16 protein-coding genes and 1 pseudogene are annotated in these 15,590 nt (G+C 64.1%); all 17 read left to right on the plus strand.

The annotated features are described in order from the left end of the window. Positions 1 to 160: 160 nt before the first annotated feature. A pseudogene (gene nuoE / locus AC0WR5_RS07045) lies at positions 161 to 859 on the plus strand (NADH-quinone oxidoreductase subunit NuoE); the annotation flags it as partial. An 87-nt stretch (positions 860 to 946) separates the two neighbouring features. Next, positions 947 to 1,630: a hypothetical protein gene (locus AC0WR5_RS07050; protein WP_475867838.1), complete on the plus strand. Its 684-nt coding sequence runs from the start codon at positions 947 to 949 to the stop codon at positions 1,628 to 1,630. Next, on the plus strand, positions 1,627 to 1,863 hold the full coding sequence (locus tag AC0WR5_RS07055; protein WP_475867839.1) for a DUF5337 domain-containing protein: 237 nt from the start codon (positions 1,627 to 1,629) through the stop codon (positions 1,861 to 1,863). The genes AC0WR5_RS07050 and AC0WR5_RS07055 overlap by 4 nt, the downstream gene beginning before the upstream one ends. 3 nt (positions 1,864 to 1,866) lie before the next feature. Continuing rightward, on the plus strand, positions 1,867 to 3,168 hold the full coding sequence (gene nuoF, locus AC0WR5_RS07060) for an NADH-quinone oxidoreductase subunit NuoF (protein ID WP_475867840.1): 1,302 nt from the start codon (positions 1,867 to 1,869) through the stop codon (positions 3,166 to 3,168). 6 nt (positions 3,169 to 3,174) lie between these two features. Next, complete coding sequence (locus AC0WR5_RS07065) at positions 3,175 to 3,555, plus strand: hypothetical protein (protein WP_475867841.1); 381 nt, start codon at positions 3,175 to 3,177, stop codon at positions 3,553 to 3,555. Between the two features lie 197 nt (positions 3,556 to 3,752). Further along, a complete protein-coding gene (locus tag AC0WR5_RS07070; RefSeq protein WP_475867842.1) occupies positions 3,753 to 4,190 on the plus strand; it encodes a DUF5333 domain-containing protein in 438 nt (145 codons plus the stop codon). Between the two features lie 6 nt (positions 4,191 to 4,196). Then, positions 4,197 to 6,218, plus strand: coding sequence for an NADH-quinone oxidoreductase subunit NuoG (nuoG, locus tag AC0WR5_RS07075; protein WP_475867843.1), 2,022 nt, complete (start codon positions 4,197 to 4,199; stop codon positions 6,216 to 6,218). Positions 6,219 to 6,277: 59 nt separating this feature from the next. After that, the gene (locus AC0WR5_RS07080; protein ID WP_475868927.1) at positions 6,278 to 6,643 is read left to right on the plus strand and encodes a hypothetical protein; all 366 of its coding nucleotides are present in this window, start codon (positions 6,278 to 6,280) and stop codon (positions 6,641 to 6,643) included. A 6-nt stretch (positions 6,644 to 6,649) separates the two neighbouring features. Further along, positions 6,650 to 7,690, plus strand: coding sequence for an NADH-quinone oxidoreductase subunit NuoH (gene nuoH / locus AC0WR5_RS07085; RefSeq protein ID WP_475867844.1), 1,041 nt, complete (start codon positions 6,650 to 6,652; stop codon positions 7,688 to 7,690). Positions 7,691 to 7,696: 6 nt separating this feature from the next. Then, positions 7,697 to 8,209 carry an NADH-quinone oxidoreductase subunit NuoI gene (gene nuoI, locus AC0WR5_RS07090; protein WP_475867845.1) on the plus strand — a complete coding sequence of 171 codons (513 nt, stop codon included), beginning with the start codon at positions 7,697 to 7,699 and terminating at the stop codon, positions 8,207 to 8,209. A gap of 55 nt (positions 8,210 to 8,264) precedes the next feature. Continuing rightward, entirely contained in the window at positions 8,265 to 8,672 is a 408-nt protein-coding gene (locus tag AC0WR5_RS07095) for a carboxymuconolactone decarboxylase family protein (RefSeq protein ID WP_475867846.1), read from the plus strand. Continuing rightward, on the plus strand, positions 8,669 to 9,277 hold the full coding sequence (locus AC0WR5_RS07100) for an NADH-quinone oxidoreductase subunit J (protein WP_475867847.1): 609 nt from the start codon (positions 8,669 to 8,671) through the stop codon (positions 9,275 to 9,277). Before AC0WR5_RS07095 ends, AC0WR5_RS07100 begins: the two co-directional genes overlap by 4 nt. 106 nt (positions 9,278 to 9,383) lie before the next feature. Next, positions 9,384 to 9,689, plus strand: coding sequence for an NADH-quinone oxidoreductase subunit NuoK (gene nuoK, locus AC0WR5_RS07105; RefSeq protein WP_475867848.1), 306 nt, complete (start codon positions 9,384 to 9,386; stop codon positions 9,687 to 9,689). 4 nt (positions 9,690 to 9,693) lie between these two features. Then, on the plus strand, positions 9,694 to 11,796 hold the full coding sequence (nuoL, locus tag AC0WR5_RS07110; RefSeq protein WP_475867849.1) for an NADH-quinone oxidoreductase subunit L: 2,103 nt from the start codon (positions 9,694 to 9,696) through the stop codon (positions 11,794 to 11,796). Continuing rightward, positions 11,796 to 13,352, plus strand: coding sequence for an NADH-quinone oxidoreductase subunit M (locus AC0WR5_RS07115; protein WP_475867850.1), 1,557 nt, complete (start codon positions 11,796 to 11,798; stop codon positions 13,350 to 13,352). Before nuoL ends, AC0WR5_RS07115 begins: the two co-directional genes overlap by 1 nt. Before the next feature lie 15 nt (positions 13,353 to 13,367). Continuing rightward, positions 13,368 to 14,804, plus strand: coding sequence for an NADH-quinone oxidoreductase subunit NuoN (nuoN, locus tag AC0WR5_RS07120; RefSeq protein WP_475867851.1), 1,437 nt, complete (start codon positions 13,368 to 13,370; stop codon positions 14,802 to 14,804). 16 nt (positions 14,805 to 14,820) lie between these two features. After that, positions 14,821 to 15,573 (plus strand): biotin--[acetyl-CoA-carboxylase] ligase, encoded by a 753-nt coding sequence (locus AC0WR5_RS07125; protein ID WP_475867852.1) that lies wholly within the window; start codon positions 14,821 to 14,823, stop codon positions 15,571 to 15,573. Positions 15,574 to 15,590: the final 17 nt, after the last annotated feature.

Genomic DNA, 15,590 nt, shown 5'->3' on the forward strand with positions numbered 1-15,590 from the left:
GGCCCGGGCCGGCGCGGATGGCGCCAACGGGACCCTGCCGGCGGCGAGCGCCGCAGCAAGACCGGCGGCGAGGCCGCACAAAGAGATGACAACGGGCCCGGATCGGGCCAGCACGGGGTTCGCCCGGTGCCAGCAGTGACAAAGGACGGGACCTGAGCCGATGCTTAGACGCCTTCACCACGAACAGCCCGAAAGCTTTGCTTTCACCGAGACCAACCTGAAATGGGCCGAGGCCCAGATCTCGAAATATCCGGAAGGGCGTCAGGCCTCTGCGATCATCCCGGTGCTGTGGCGGGCGCAGGAGCAGGAAGGCTGGCTGACGAAACCGGCGATCGAATACGTGGCCGACCTGCTGGGCATGGCCTATATCCGCGCGCTGGAAGTGGCGACCTTCTACTTCATGTTCCAGCTGGAGCCGACCGGCAGCGTTGCCCACATCCAGATCTGCGGCACCACCACCTGCATGATCTGCGGCGCCGAGGACCTGATCGGCGTCTGCAAGGAAAAGATCGCCGAGAAGCCGCATACCCTGAGCGCGGACGGCAAGTTCACCTGGGAAGAGGTGGAATGCCTGGGCGCCTGCGCCAACGCGCCGATGGCCCAGATCGGCAAGGATTACTACGAGGACCTGACCGTCGAGACGCTCTCGGCGCTGCTCGACAAGCTGGCCGCCGGCGAAGTGCCGGTGCCGGGCTCGCAGATCGGGCGCTTCTCCTCGGAGGCCAAGGGCGGCCCGAACGTGCTGACCCAGTGGGTAGAGGGCCGGATGGAGCACAATGCCAGCGTCGACCTGGCGGTGACGATCGGTGACACGGTGAAACGGATCGACGGCACCGAAGTGCCGATCCTGACGCCCTGGGCCAAGGGCAAGTAAGCCCGCCGGGCGACGGGGACATGACCGGAGCGCGGCAGTGCTCCGGAGGGACAGGACGAAGAACGGGACGGAATGACGAAGAGCGGCGATCTCTGCAGGACGACATGCCTGGCCGCAGGCGGGGTGATCACGCTGGCGCTGATCATCGGCCTGGGCGGGACCATGGGTGTCTTCTGGGGGCTTCTCTTCGGTCTGATCCTGGGCGGCCTGGTCACCGTGCTGATGCTGCGCTTCATCTGCCTGGCCGACGTGAAGACGGGTCCGGTGATGACCGCCCGCACCCAGAGCGCCGGGGCGATGCAAGCGCCCGCGGCGGCACCGGGCGGGGAAGCGACCGTGACCGCCGCCGAGCCGGTGGAAGAGACCGCAGCGGCGCCTGAAACCGTGGTTGCCGAGCCGGTGAAAGAGCCCGAGGCGGCCCGGGAAGCGCCGGTTGCCGAGGCAGAAGCCGCCGAGGAGGCGCCCGACGCCGAGCCGCTGAAGCCGCGCAAGCCGCGGGTGATGAAACAGCCGCGCAAGGCCGGCCCCGACGATCTGAAGCAGATCAAGGGGATCGGCCCCAAGGCGGAAGAGCTGCTGAACGGGATGGGTATCTTCCACGTCTCGCAGATCGCGAAATGGACCGAGGCCGAAGTGGCCTGGGCCGATGAGAACCTGACCGGCCTGAAGGGCCGGGTGAGCCGGGACGAATGGGTCGCCCAGGCGCAGGCCCTCGAAGCGGGGCGCCTTGCCGAAGGCGGGGACGACAAGGAATGACGATGACGGACGACCGGAACATGGACATGGCCCTGGCGCGCAAGAGCCGCCTCGTCGCGGTGGTGATCGCGGCAACCATGATCCTGTGGATGGGCGTCCAGATTCTTGGTGGAAAGCTGGGGTTGCCGGACCGCTATGCTTTCCTGTTCGATTTTGCCGCCATCGCCGCCTTTGTCTGGGCGCTGGTGGTGACATTGCAAATCTGGCGCGCGCGCCGGGATGACAAAGGGTAAGACATGCTCAAAGACGAAGATCGCATCTTTACCAATCTCTACGGCATGAACGACCGCTCGCTGAAAGGCGCGCAGGCGCGTGGCCACTGGGATGGCACCGCCAAGATCCTGGAAAACGGACGTGACTGGATCATCGACCAGATGAAGGCCTCGGGCCTGCGCGGCCGTGGCGGGGCAGGGTTCCCGACCGGTTTGAAATGGTCTTTCATGCCCAAGGGCGACGATGGCCGTCCGCATTACCTGGTGATCAACGCCGACGAATCCGAGCCCGCGACCTGCAAGGACCGCGAGATCATGCGCCACGATCCGCACACGCTGATCGAAGGGGCCCTGATCGCCAGCTTCGCCATGGGCGCCCACGCCAGCTATATCTATGTGCGCGGCGAATACATCCGCGAACGCGAAGCCCTGCAGAACGCCATCAACGAGGCCTATGACGCCGGGCTGATCGGCAAGAACGCCTGCGGCTCGGGCTGGGATTTCGACCTGTTCCTGCACCACGGCGCCGGCGCCTACATCTGCGGCGAGGAAACCGCGCTGCTGGAGAGCCTGGAAGGCAAGAAGGGCATGCCCCGGATGAAGCCGCCGTTCCCCGCCGGTGCCGGCCTCTATGGCTGCCCGACCACGGTGAACAACGTGGAATCCATCGCCGTCGCGCCGACGATCCTGCGCCGCGGCCCGGAATGGTTCAGCTCCTTCGGGCGGCCGAACAACGCCGGCACCAAGCTGATGGCGCTGACCGGCCACGTGAACACGCCCTGCGTCTTCGAGGAGCAGATGTCGCTGCCCGTGCGCGAGATCATCGAGAAGCACGGCGGCGGGATCCGCGGCGGCTGGGACAACCTGAAGGCCATCATCCCCGGCGGGGCCTCCTGCCCGGTGCTGCCGAAGGAGAAGCTGGAAGACGCGATCTTCGACTTCGACTGGATGCGCGAGAACCAGTCGTCCTTCGGCACCGGCTGCATGATCGTCATGGACAATTCCGTGGACGTGGTGAAGGCCGTCTGGCGCCTGTCGAAATTCTTCAAGCACGAGAGCTGTGGCCAGTGCACGCCCTGCCGCGAAGGCACCGGCTGGATGATGCGCGTGATGGACCGGCTGGTGACCGGCGAGGCGGAGGTCGAGGAAATCGACATGCTGCTCTCGGTGACCAAGCAGGTGGAAGGCCACACGATCTGTGCGCTCGGCGATGCCGCAGCCTGGCCGATCCAGGGCCTGGTGCGTCATTTCCGCGACGAGATCGAGGACCGCATCAAGCGCCAGAAGACCGGCCGTTCGACCACCATCCTGACGGCGGCGGAGTAAGGGACGGTGCGGAAGATCACCTCTCATATCCCCGGGGCCGCGCGCCTGATGCTGGCCGGTGTGGCCCTGGCACTCGTGGCGGGCTGTTCCGGCGGCATGGGCCTGCCGAACCGCAACAAGGAAGTCTTTGACGGCCAGTCCTATTCCAGCCGGGTCAGCAAGAACGACGCCGACCCGCAGCAATTCACCGTCTCGGTGAAGGACGCGGCCGGCAAGGGCATGACGGGGGCCCGCAAGGCCGGCGAATATGCCGCCACGCGCTACTGCATCGCGAACTACGGCGAGAGCGGCATCAACTGGCTGCGGGGGCCGAGCAACCCCGACGCGATGATGGCCGTCGACAACGGAAACCTGATCATGAGCGGGAGCTGCCTGGGATGGCGCTGATGCGGATGGATCACGAGGGCGCGGCGACGCGCGGGCAGGGGGCCACGGCCCGCCACGGCAGGACCGTCGGCGGCAGGGCACCTGTTTGCACGGGTCAGCGCCAACGTGATTTGTCACCGCAGGCACGCAACCGCAGGCTGGGCGCGATGACGGGGCAGCACGCCTGCCGCCCCGCGTCGCAACCGGAGTTCGCGACCATGAAACATTCCGCCATTCGCTGCACCCTGGCCGCCCTGGCCCTGAGCGCCACCGCGTTGAGCGCCCTGCCGGCCAACGCCGCGGACAACAAGGACCTGCCGCCGCTGCGCGAGGTGTCGAGCATCGACGACAACATGCTGTGGGTCGGCATTGCCTACGAGATCGGGGAGAAATGCCCCACGATCGACCCCCGCACCGCCAAGGGCCTGCTGTTTCTGAACAAGCTGCGGATCCGGGCACAGGAGATGGGATACTCCTATGCCCAGATCAAAGCCTATGTGGACAGCCGCGCCGAAAAGGACCGCATCCGCGCCCTGGGCGAGAGTTACATGAAATCCCAAGGTCTGGACCCCGAAAAGGTGGCTGACCTCTGTACGCTCGGCATGCACGAGATCGACAGAGGCAGCCAGATCGGCGTCCTTCTGAGAGCAAAGTGAGCACCCATGTCTGACCTTCGCAAGATCATCATCGACGATAACGAGATCGAGGTAGACCCGGCCATGACGCTGATCCAGGCGTGCGAGCAGGCCGGGATCGAGGTGCCGCGCTTCTGTTACCACGAGCGCCTGTCGATCGCCGGCAACTGCCGCATGTGCCTGGTCGAGGTGGTTGGCGGCCCGCCGAAGCCGGCGGCCAGCTGCGCGATGCAGGTCAAGGACCTTCGCCCCGGGCCGGAAGGCGCACCGCCGGTGATCAAGACGAACTCTCCCATGGTCAAGAAGGCCCGCGAGGGCGTCATGGAATTCCTGCTGATCAACCACCCGCTGGACTGCCCGATCTGCGACCAGGGCGGCGAATGCGACCTGCAGGACCAGGCCATGGCCTATGGCGTTGATTTCAGCCGCTATCGCGAGGCCAAGCGGGCGAGCGACGATCTCGATCTGGGGCCGCTGGTCGATACGCACATGACCCGCTGCATCAGCTGCACCCGCTGCGTGCGCTTTACCACCGAGGTGGCGGGCATCACCCAGATGGGCCAGACCGGCCGCGGCGAGGATGCGGAGATCACCTCCTATCTGAACCAGACGCTGAACTCGAACCTGCAGGGCAACATCATCGACCTGTGCCCGGTGGGCGCGCTGGTGTCGAAGCCCTACAGCTTTACCGCCCGTCCCTGGGAACTGACCAAGACCGAGACCATCGACGTGATGGACGCGCTCGGCAGCAACATCCGGGTGGATACCAAGGGCCGCCAGGTGATGCGGATCATGCCGCGCAACCACGACGGCGTGAACGAGGAATGGATCAGCGACAAGACGCGCTTTGTCTGGGACGGCCTGCGCCGTCAGCGCCTGGACCGTCCCTACGTCCGCGAGAACGGCCGCCTGCGCCCGGCAAGCTGGGGTGAGGCCATGGCCAAGGCCGCCGGCGCGCTAAAGGGGGCAAAGAAGCCGGTGGGCCTGATCGGCGACCTGGTTTCGGTGGAGACGACCTATGCGCTGAAGCAGCTGATCGAAGGGCTGGGCGGTTCGGTCGAATGCCGCACCGACGGCGCGCGGCTGCCGGCCGGCAACCGGTCTGCCTATGTGGGTACGGCGACGATCGAGGACATCGACAGCACCGAGTACTTCCAGCTGATCGGCACCAACCCCGCCGTCGAGGCGCCGGTGCTGAACGCGCGGATCCGCAAGGCCTGGCTGAAGGGCGCCAAGGTGGGCCTGATCGGCGATGCGGTCGACCTGACCTATGACTACGGCCACGACGGCAACGGCCGCGACGTGCTTGAACGGATCAGCAACCAGGAATTCGGTGAAGTGACCGAGAAGCCCTCGATGGTGATCGTGGGGCAGGGCGCGATCCGCGAGGCCGACGGCGAGGCAGTGCTGGCCATGGCGATGAAGATCGCCGAGCGCACCAACTCTAAGCTGATGATCCTGCACACCGCGGCCAGCCGCGTGGGGGCGATGGACGTGGGCGCGGTGACCGAGGGCGGCATGAAGGCCGCCACCGAGGGCGCCGACGTGATCTACAACATGGGCGCCGACGAGGTGACCATCGACGACGGTGCCTTTGTGATCTACCAGGGCAGCCATGGCGACCGCGGCGCGCACCGCGCCGACGTGATCCTGCCGGGCGCGGCCTACACCGAAGAGAACGGCCTGTTCGTGAACACCGAGGGCCGTCCGCAGCTGGCCATGCGCGCCGGCTATGCGCCGGGCGAGGCCAAGGAGAACTGGGCGATCCTGCGGGCGCTGTCCGCGGAGCTGGACGCGGTGCTGCCCTTTGACAGCCTGGCGCAGCTGCGCACCAAGCTGATCATCGACGTGCCGCACCTGGCCAAGATCGACCAGGTGCCCGAGAACGAATGGACGCCGCTGGAGGTCATCAAGGCCGGCAACGGAACCTTTGTCTATCCGATCAAGGACTTCTACCTGACCAACCCGATCGCGCGCGCGTCGGAAGTGATGGCGGAGCTGTCGCGGATGGCCGCGGAACGTGCCGCGGCGCCGATGGCGGCGGAATGATGAAGGCCGGGGCGATCATAGGGGCCGCGGGCGTGACCGCTCTGCTGACGGGGGGCGCGATGGCGCAATCCGTGGCGGAGACGGCCGTGCCGGAGACCCCCGAGGAGACCGCCCCGGTCATCCACTACGAGGGAATCGAAACCCGCCTTCTGGATAGTGATCTGGTGAATTTCCGGGTCTCTCTCCGGGGGGCGCGGGACGCGGAAGACGTCTCGGAATATGCGGATTGCGCGGCTGCGCAATACACGCTGATCCGGGGCTACGGATTTGCAAGACATCTGCGTACAAATGTGTACGAACGCTCTGGCCACTGGGAAGCAGATGCGGTTTATACCGTCTCGAAAGCCCGGCCCCAAGGCAAACGTCTGATTGAAGCAGATGTCGTGGCCGCGCAATGCGCGGATAACGGAATACCGACGGTGTGAGGACACATGGCAGACTTTTTCACCTCTAACCCTGTTGGCATCGTCCTGCTGATCATCGGGCAGGTCCTGCTGATCGTGGTACCGCTGCTGGTGGCGCTGGCCTTCCTGCTCTACGGGGACCGCAAGATCTGGGCGGCCGTCCAGCTGCGCCGTGGCCCGAACGTGGTCGGCGTATTCGGCCTGCTCCAGTCCTTTGCTGACTTTGCGAAATACATCACCAAGGAAGTGGTCGTGCCCGCGGGGGCCGACAAGTTCGTCTTCTTCCTGGCGCCGATGCTCAGCTTCGTGCTGGCCATGGTGGCCTGGGCGGTGATCCCCTTCAACGACGGCTGGGTCCTGGCGGACATCAACGTCGCGATCCTCTATGTCTTCGCCATTTCCTCTCTCGAGGTCTACGGCGTGATCATGGGCGGCTGGGCCTCGAACTCGAAGTATCCCTTCCTGGGCTCGCTTCGCTCGGCGGCACAGATGATCTCCTACGAGGTCTCGCTCGGCCTGATCATCATCGGCGTGGTCATCTCGACCGGCTCGATGAACTTCAGCGAGATCGTCCGCGCCCAGGACACCGGCTATGGCATCTTCAGCTGGTACTGGCTGCCGCACCTGCCGATGGTCTTCCTGTTCCTGATCTCGGCCCTGGCGGAAACCAACCGCCCGCCCTTCGACCTTCCGGAAGCTGAATCGGAACTGGTTGCGGGCTATCAGGTGGAATACAGCTCGACCCCGTTCCTGCTGTTCATGATCGGCGAATACGTGGCCATCGTGCTGATGTGCGCGCTGATGACGACGCTGTTCTTCGGTGGCTGGCTGTCGCCGATCCCGGGGCTGCCCGACGGCTTCCTGTGGTTCTTCGGCAAATGCCTTCTGGTGTTCTTCATCTTCGCCATGGTGAAGGCCGTCGTGCCCCGTTACCGCTACGACCAGCTGATGCGCATCGGTTGGAAAGTGTTCCTGCCGATGTCCCTGATCTGGGTGGTGTTCGTGGCGTTCCTTGCGAAATACGAAGTCCTGGGGGCCTTCTGGGCTCGCTGGGCGATTGGAGGCTGACCCGAGATGGCATTGCAAACCGAACCTCAGGGCATCGACTATACCCGCGCCACCAAGTATTTTTTCATGGTGGACTTCTTCAAGGGCTTCAAGCTCGGCCTGAAGTACTTCTTCAAGCCGAAGGCCACGCTGAACTATCCCCACGAGAAGGGCCCGCTCTCGCCGCGTTTCCGTGGTGAGCACGCGCTGCGCCGCTATCCCAACGGGGAAGAGCGCTGCATCGCCTGCAAGCTCTGCGAGGCGATCTGTCCGGCGCAGGCCATCACCATCGATGCCGAACCGCGCGAGGACGGCAGCCGCCGCACCACGCGCTATGACATCGATATGACGAAATGCATCTACTGCGGTTTCTGCCAGGAAGCCTGCCCGGTGGATGCCATCGTCGAGGGGCCGAACTTCGAATTCGCGACCGAGACCCGCGAAGAGCTTTTCTATGACAAGCAGAAGCTGCTGGACAACGGCGCCCGCTGGGAAGCCGAGATCGCCCGCAACCTGGAACTGGACGCACCGTACCGATGATCCGTTCCACTGGGCATAACCGCGGGGCAACCCGCCTGGCCGGGAGGCGCCGGGGATGACAGACGCCAAGACCCCCTTCGAGCTGATGATCCAGCATGCGCAGGACATGGCAAAGGCCATGAACCCCGCGCTGGAGAACTTCACCCCGAAAGGTTTCGAGGCGCTCTGGCCGACCATGCCCAAGGAATGGATGGAGCTCGCCTTTGGCAAGGGCTTCAACAAGGACGGACTGGACAGCAAGACGCGGCTGTTCCTGACCCTCGCGGGTCTGACAATGCAGGGCGCACAGGCCGACAGCCAGCTGCGCATCACCGTGCGCCACCTGCTGGAAGCAGGGGCCACGAAACAGGAAATCGCCGAGGCCATCGCCCAGATGTCGATGTTCGCCGGCATACCCGCCATGACCCGTGCGGCCACGCTGGCCCAGGAAGTCATGGACGAACAAGAGGATGATGAGACATGACCGTCGCCGCCTTTTCCTTCTACCTGTTCGCGCTCTGCGTGCTTGCAGGAGGGCTGTTCACGGTGATCTCCCGGAACCCCGTGCACTCGGTTCTGTGGCTGATCCTGACCTTTCTTTCCGCAGCCGGTCTGTTTGTCCTGCTGGGGGCGGAATTCGTCGCGATGCTGCTGATCATCGTCTACGTGGGCGCCGTTGCGGTGCTCTTCCTCTTCGTGGTGATGATGCTCGACGTCGACTTTGCCGAACTGAAGGCGGGAATGGCAAAATATCTGCCCATTGGCCTGCTGATCGGCATCGTCCTGCTGATGCAGCTGGGCCTGGCCTATGGCAGCTGGGTGGAAGCCGACACCGCCATGGCGGCGCGGCAATCGGTGACGCCGACGGATGTGCAGAACACCGTGGCGCTCGGCGAGATCATCTACACGCAATACTTCCTCGCGTTCCAGCTCGCCGGCCTTGTGCTGCTGGTGGCGATGATCGGGGCCATCGTTCTGACGCTGCGCCACCGCAAGGACATCAAACGGCAGAACGTGCTGCACCAGATGTGGCGCGACCCGGCCAAGTCGATGGAACTGAAGGACGTGAAACCGGGGCAGGGGCTCTGATCGAGCTCTGAAACCCTGACCGGCCGCGCCCATGCGGGACGCGGCGAGACAAGACCAAACCAGCGCCGGGCAAACCCGGTGCCGGGGACCAAAGGAACCGAGGGACATGATCGGAATCGAACATTACCTGACAGTGGCGGCCGTGCTGTTCGTCATCGGGATATTCGGGCTCTTTTTGAACCGAAAGAACGTGATCATCCTGCTGATGAGCATCGAGCTGATGCTGCTGGCGGTGAATATCAATCTCGTCGCCTTCTCCAGCTTCCTCGGTGATCTGACCGGGCAGGTCTTTACCCTGTTCGTTCTGACGGTCGCCGCGGCGGAAGCGGCGATCGGGCTGGCCATTCTCGTCTGCTTCTTCCGCAACCGCGGCACGATCGCCGTGGAAGACGTCAACGTGATGAAAGGCTGAGCCCATGGTATCGATCATCCTATTCGCGCCGCTGATCGGCGCCCTGATCGCGGGCTTCGGCTGGAAGATCATCTCGGTGAAAGGGGCACAGTACCTGACCACCGGGCTGCTGTTCCTGGCCTGCCTGCTGAGCTGGATCGTGTTCTTCAACACGCCGGAAGAGACGACCTATGTGCCGATCATGCGCTGGATCGAGAGCGGGTCGCTCTCGATCGAATGGGGCATCCGGCTGGACCGCCTGACCTCGATCATGCTGATCGTGGTCACCACGGTCTCCTCGCTCGTGCACCTCTACAGCTTCGGCTACATGGCCAACGACCACGCCTTCAAGGAGGACGAGGAATATCGTCCCCGCTTCTGGGCTTACCTGTCGCTCTTCACCTTCATGATGCTGATGCTGGTCACCGCGGACAACCTGGTGCAGATGTTCTTCGGCTGGGAAGGCGTGGGCCTCGCGTCCTACCTGCTGATCGGCTTCTACTACAAGAAGCCCACGGCGGGCGCCGCGGCCATCAAGGCCATGGTGGTGAACCGGGTCGGCGACTTCGGCTTCCTGCTGGGGATCTTCGGCCTGTTCTTCCTGACCGACAGCGTGAACTTCAACGAGATCTTCGCGGCCGCACCGACCATCGGTGACACCGAGCTGCACTTCCTGTGGCGCGACTGGAACGCGGCCAACCTGATCGCCTTCATGCTGTTCATCGGCGCGATGGGCAAATCGGCACAGCTGTTCCTGCACACCTGGCTGCCGGACGCCATGGAAGGCCCGACCCCGGTCTCGGCCCTGATCCACGCCGCCACCATGGTGACCGCCGGGGTCTTCCTGGTCTGCCGCATGTCGCCGCTGATGGAATATGCGCCCGACACGCTGGCCTTCATCACCTTCCTCGGTGCGACGACGGCCTTCTTTGCCGCCACCGTGGGCCTGGTGCAGAACGACATCAAGCGCGTGATCGCCTATTCGACCTGTTCGCAGCTGGGCTACATGTTCGTGGCGGCAGGCGTCGGCGTCTACTCCGCGGCCATGTTCCACCTCTTCACGCACGCCTTCTTCAAGGCGCTGCTGTTCCTCTGCGCCGGTTCGGTCATCCACGGGATGCACCACGAGCAGGACATGCGGAACTATGGCGGCCTGCGGAAGAAACTGCCGATGACCTACTGGGCCATGATCATGGGCACGCTCGCCATCACCGGCGTGGGTATCCCGCTGACCAACATCGGTTTCGCCGGTTTCCTGTCGAAGGATGCGATCATCGAGAGCTCCTGGGCGGGCACCAGCGGCGGCTATGCCTTCTGGATGCTGGTCATCGCGGCGCTGTTCACCTCCTTCTACTCCTGGCGCCTCATCTTCATGACGTTCCACGGCAAGCCGCGCGGTGACAAGCACACCCACGACCACGCCCACGAGAGCCCGAAGGTGATGCTGATCCCGCTGGGCGTGCTGAGCCTGGGCGCGATCTTCTCGGGGATGCTGTGGTACAACGACTTCTTCGGCAACCACGAGCAGGTGCTGGAGTTCTTCGGGATCCCGGAAACCCACGTGGCCGCAGGCGAGCATTCGGTGGAGAGCACCGAGACCGCTGCCGCCGACGATCACGGCACGCCCGCCGCACCGTCCTTCGTCGCGGAACATGACGCCGAGACGGGCCTTGCCCCGCAGGGCGCCATCTTCATGGGCCCCGGCAACGAGGTCATGGACGAGGCGCACCACGCGCCGGTCTGGGTGAAGATCAGCCCCTTCATCGCGATGGTCCTGGGCTTTGCCGCGGCCTGGGTGATGTACATCAAGAGCACCACCCTGCCGAAGCGGATCGCCGATGCGAACCGTCCGCTGTATCTCTTCCTGCTGAACAAGTGGTACTTCGACGAGCTCTACAACTTCCTCTTCGTCCGGCCTGCCTTCGCACTCGGACGGGTGTTCTGGAAAGGCGGTGACGGCACGGTCATCGACGGGACAATCGACCGCGTCGCGCTTGATTTCGTTCCCCGCCTGACGCGGCTCGCGGGCCGCTGGCAGAACGGCTACATCTTCACCTATGCATTCGCGATGGTGATCGGCATCGCAGTCTTCGTAACCTGGATGACGCTCACCGGAGGGGCAGAATAATGAACAACCTACTCTCCATCGTCACCTTCATGCCGGCCATTGCGGCGGTGATCCTGGCGATCTTCCTGAGGGGCGAAGACAAGGCGGCGCAAAAGAACGCCAAGTGGGTGGCGTTGCTCGCGACGTCCCTGACCTTCCTTGTCTCGCTCTTCATCCTCTTTCAATTCGACAGGACGAACCCCGGCCTGCAGATGATCGAGGAACACGAATGGCTGCTGGGCCTGCATTACAAGATGGGTGTCGACGGTATCTCGATCCTCTTCGTGATGCTGACGACCTTCGTCATGCCGATCACGATCGCGGCGACCTGGCACGCCGAACGGCGGGTGAAGGAGTACATGATCTGCTTCCTGGTCCTCGAAACGCTGATGCTCGGCGTGTTCATGGCCCTGGACATGGTCCTGTTCTATGTCTTCTTCGAAGCTGGCCTGATCCCGATGTTCCTGATCATCGGCATCTGGGGCGGTCCGAACCGGATCTACGCGACCTTCAAGTTCTTCATCTACACCTTCCTCGGGTCGGTGATGATGCTGGTCTCGATGATCGTGATCTACCTGCATGCCGGTACCACCGACATCGTGGCGCTGCTGAACTACGACTTCAGCTCGGATCCGATCACGGTGTTCGGCCTGAACGTCAACGGCGGCCTTCAGACGATGCTGTTCTTCGGTTTCTTCCTGAGTTTTGCCGTGAAGACGCCGATGTGGCCGGTACATACCTGGCTGCCTGACGCCCACGTGCAGGCGCCGACGGCGGGCTCTGTCGACCTTGCGGCCATCCTGCTGAAGATGGGGGGCTATGGCTTCCTGCGCTTCAGTTTCCCGATGTTCCCCGTGGGGGCAGACGTGCTTACGCCCTTCGTGCTGTGGCTCAGCGTGATCGCGATCGTCTATACCTCGCTGGTGGCGCTCGTGCAGACCGACATCAAGAAGCTGATCGCCTATTCCTCGGTCGCGCACATGGGCTTTGTCACCATGGGTATCTTTGCCGCCAACCAGCAGGGCGTCGACGGTGCCATGTTCCAGATGATCAGCCACGGCTTCATCTCGGCAGGTCTCTTCCTTGCAGTCGGCGTGATCTACGACCGGACCCACACCCGCGAAATCACCGCCTTTGGCGGCCTGGTGAACCGGATGCCGGTCTACGCGCTGATCTTCATGTTCTTCACCATGGCCAACATCGGGCTACCCGGTACCTCGGGCTTCATCGGTGAATTCCTGACGATGATCGGTATCTTCCGCGTCAATACCTGGATCGCGGCCTTTGCCGCCACCGGCATCATCCTGTCGGCCGGCTATGCGCTCTTCCTCTATCGCCGGGTCGTCATGGGCGACCTGATCAAGGAGAGCCTGAAGGGCCTGAAGGACCTGTCGCTGCGCGAGAGACTGATCTTTGCGCCGCTGGTCGCCATGACGCTGTTCCTCGGGGTCTATCCCTCGTTCGTGACCGACATCGTCGGCCCGACCGTGGAGGTCCTGATCGAAAACCACGAAAACGCCCTGGTGGAGGCGGGTCGCATCAGCGAGCCGCAAGCCATCAAGGCCACGACGCACTGATCTGGAGGCTTCCTGATGATTCAGGCTGATCTGAACGTAATCCTGCCGGAAATCGTCCTGGCCATCTACGCCATGCTGGCGTTGGTCGTGGCGGTTTACACGGGCAAGGACAAGGCGGCAGGGCCTCTGGTCTGGAGCACCGCGGCACTCTTCGTGATCGTGGGGTTCTGGATCGCCGTGCGGGACACGCCGGAAGCGGCCTTCGGTGGCATGTTCATCGCGGACGGTTTCGCGCGGTTCTGTGATGTGACCATCCTGTTCTCGGCGGCAGCCGTGCTGGTGATGGGCCAGGAATACATGGCCCGCCGCAACATCCTCAATTTCGAATACCCGGTGCTGGTGGCCCTGGCGGTCGTCGGCATGATGGTGATGGTCTCGGCCGGTGGCCTGATCACGCTCTACATGGGTCTCGAACTGCAATCCCTGGCGCTCTACGTGGTCGCCGCGATCCGGCGCGACAGCATCAAGTCGACGGAAGCCGGCCTGAAGTACTTCGTGCTGGGTTCGCTCTCCTCGGGCCTGGTGCTCTATGGCGCCTCGCTGGTCTACGGCTTCTCGGGCACCACGCTCTTCAGCGGCATCATCCAGGCCGCGGGCGAGGGACATGCCTCGCTGGGCCTGCTCTTCGGCATCGTCTTCATGATCTCGGGCATGGCGTTCAAGATCTCGGCCGTGCCGTTCCACATGTGGACGCCGGACGTCTATGAAGGCGCCCCGACGCCGATCACGGCCTTCTTTGCCACCGCGCCCAAGGTCGCGGCCATGGCGATGATCGCCCGCGTGCTCTTCGAGGCCTTCGGTGGCGTCGTCGGCGACTGGCAGCAGATCATCGGCTGCATCTCGGTCCTGTCGATGTTCCTGGGCTCTGTCGCGGCCATCGGCCAGACCAACATCAAACGCCTGATGGCCTATTCCTCGATCGCCCACATGGGCTATGCGCTGATGGGCCTGGCCGCCGGCACCACCTTTGGGGTGCAGGCGATGCTGATCTACATGGCCATCTACGTGACCATGAACGTCGGTACCTTTGCCTTCATCCTGTCAATGGAGAAGGACGGCCAACCGGTGACGGATATCGCGGCACTGAAGATGTACTCGGAGAAGAACCCCGGTCGGGGCCTCGCGGTGCTGTTCCTGATGTTCAGCCTGGCCGGCGTGCCGCCGTTCCTGGGCTTCTTCGGGAAACTCTACGTGCTGAGCGCTGCCGTCGAGGGCGGGATGCTCTGGCTGGCGATCATGGGTGTTCTGGCATCGGTCATCGGGGCGTTCTACTACCTGCGCATCGTGTACTTCATGTACTTTGCCGAAAACAGCGACCCGCTGATCGCGCCGAAGAGCCCGATCCTCTGGACCTTCCTGATGGGGTCGGCGGCACTGGTGCTGCTGGGGTCGATCAACCTGTTCGGTGTCGAAAGCATGGCGCTGTCCGCGGCCCAGACGCTGGTGAACTGAACCGGTGTCGGAGCGCATGCCCGAGGACTGGCCCGGCGGCTATGCACGCGAAGTGCTGGCCGAGACGGACAGCACCCTAGACGAAGTCGCGCGGCGGTTCGAGACCCTGGCCGAACCCCTCTGGGTTCTGGCGCTGAACCAGACGAAGGGACGGGGCCGCCGCGGGCGGCCCTGGTGCAATCCGAAGGGCAATTTCGCCGCCACCCTGGCGCTGCCCCTGTCGGAACGTGCCGACCACATGGCCCTGCGCAGCTTTGTCACGGCGCTTGCGCTGCATGACACCTTCATCGCGCTGACCGGCCGCACAGATCCCTATGCGCTGAAATGGCCCAACGACGTGCTGCTGAACGGCGGCAAGGTTGCGGGGATCCTGCTCGAGACCTTGTCGCGCAAGGGCCGGATCGCCGGGGTGTCGATCGGCGTGGGCGTGAACCTGGCCGAGGCGCCGGGGGCCGACGAGGTCGAGCCCGGTGCCCTGCGCCCGGTGAGCCTGGCCCAGGAGACCGGGGCGCTGGTGCGGCCGGAGGAGTTCCTTGACGCGCTTGCCTCGCATTACGCCGCGCACGAGGTGACCTTTCGCACCTTCGGGTTCGAACCGATCCGCAAGGCCTGGCTGAGCCGCGCCGCCCACCTGGGCAGCGAGATCACCGCGCGGTTCGGGGACCAGAGCCTGACGGGCACCTTCGAGACGGTGAACGAAGCGGGCCACCTGGTCCTGAAGGTTGACGGTGTGCGGCACACGATCGCCGCCGCCGAAGTCTTTTTCTGAGAGCATAGCCCCGGGAC

It is taken from the genome of Pseudooceanicola sp. DL12 (assembly GCF_056270665.1).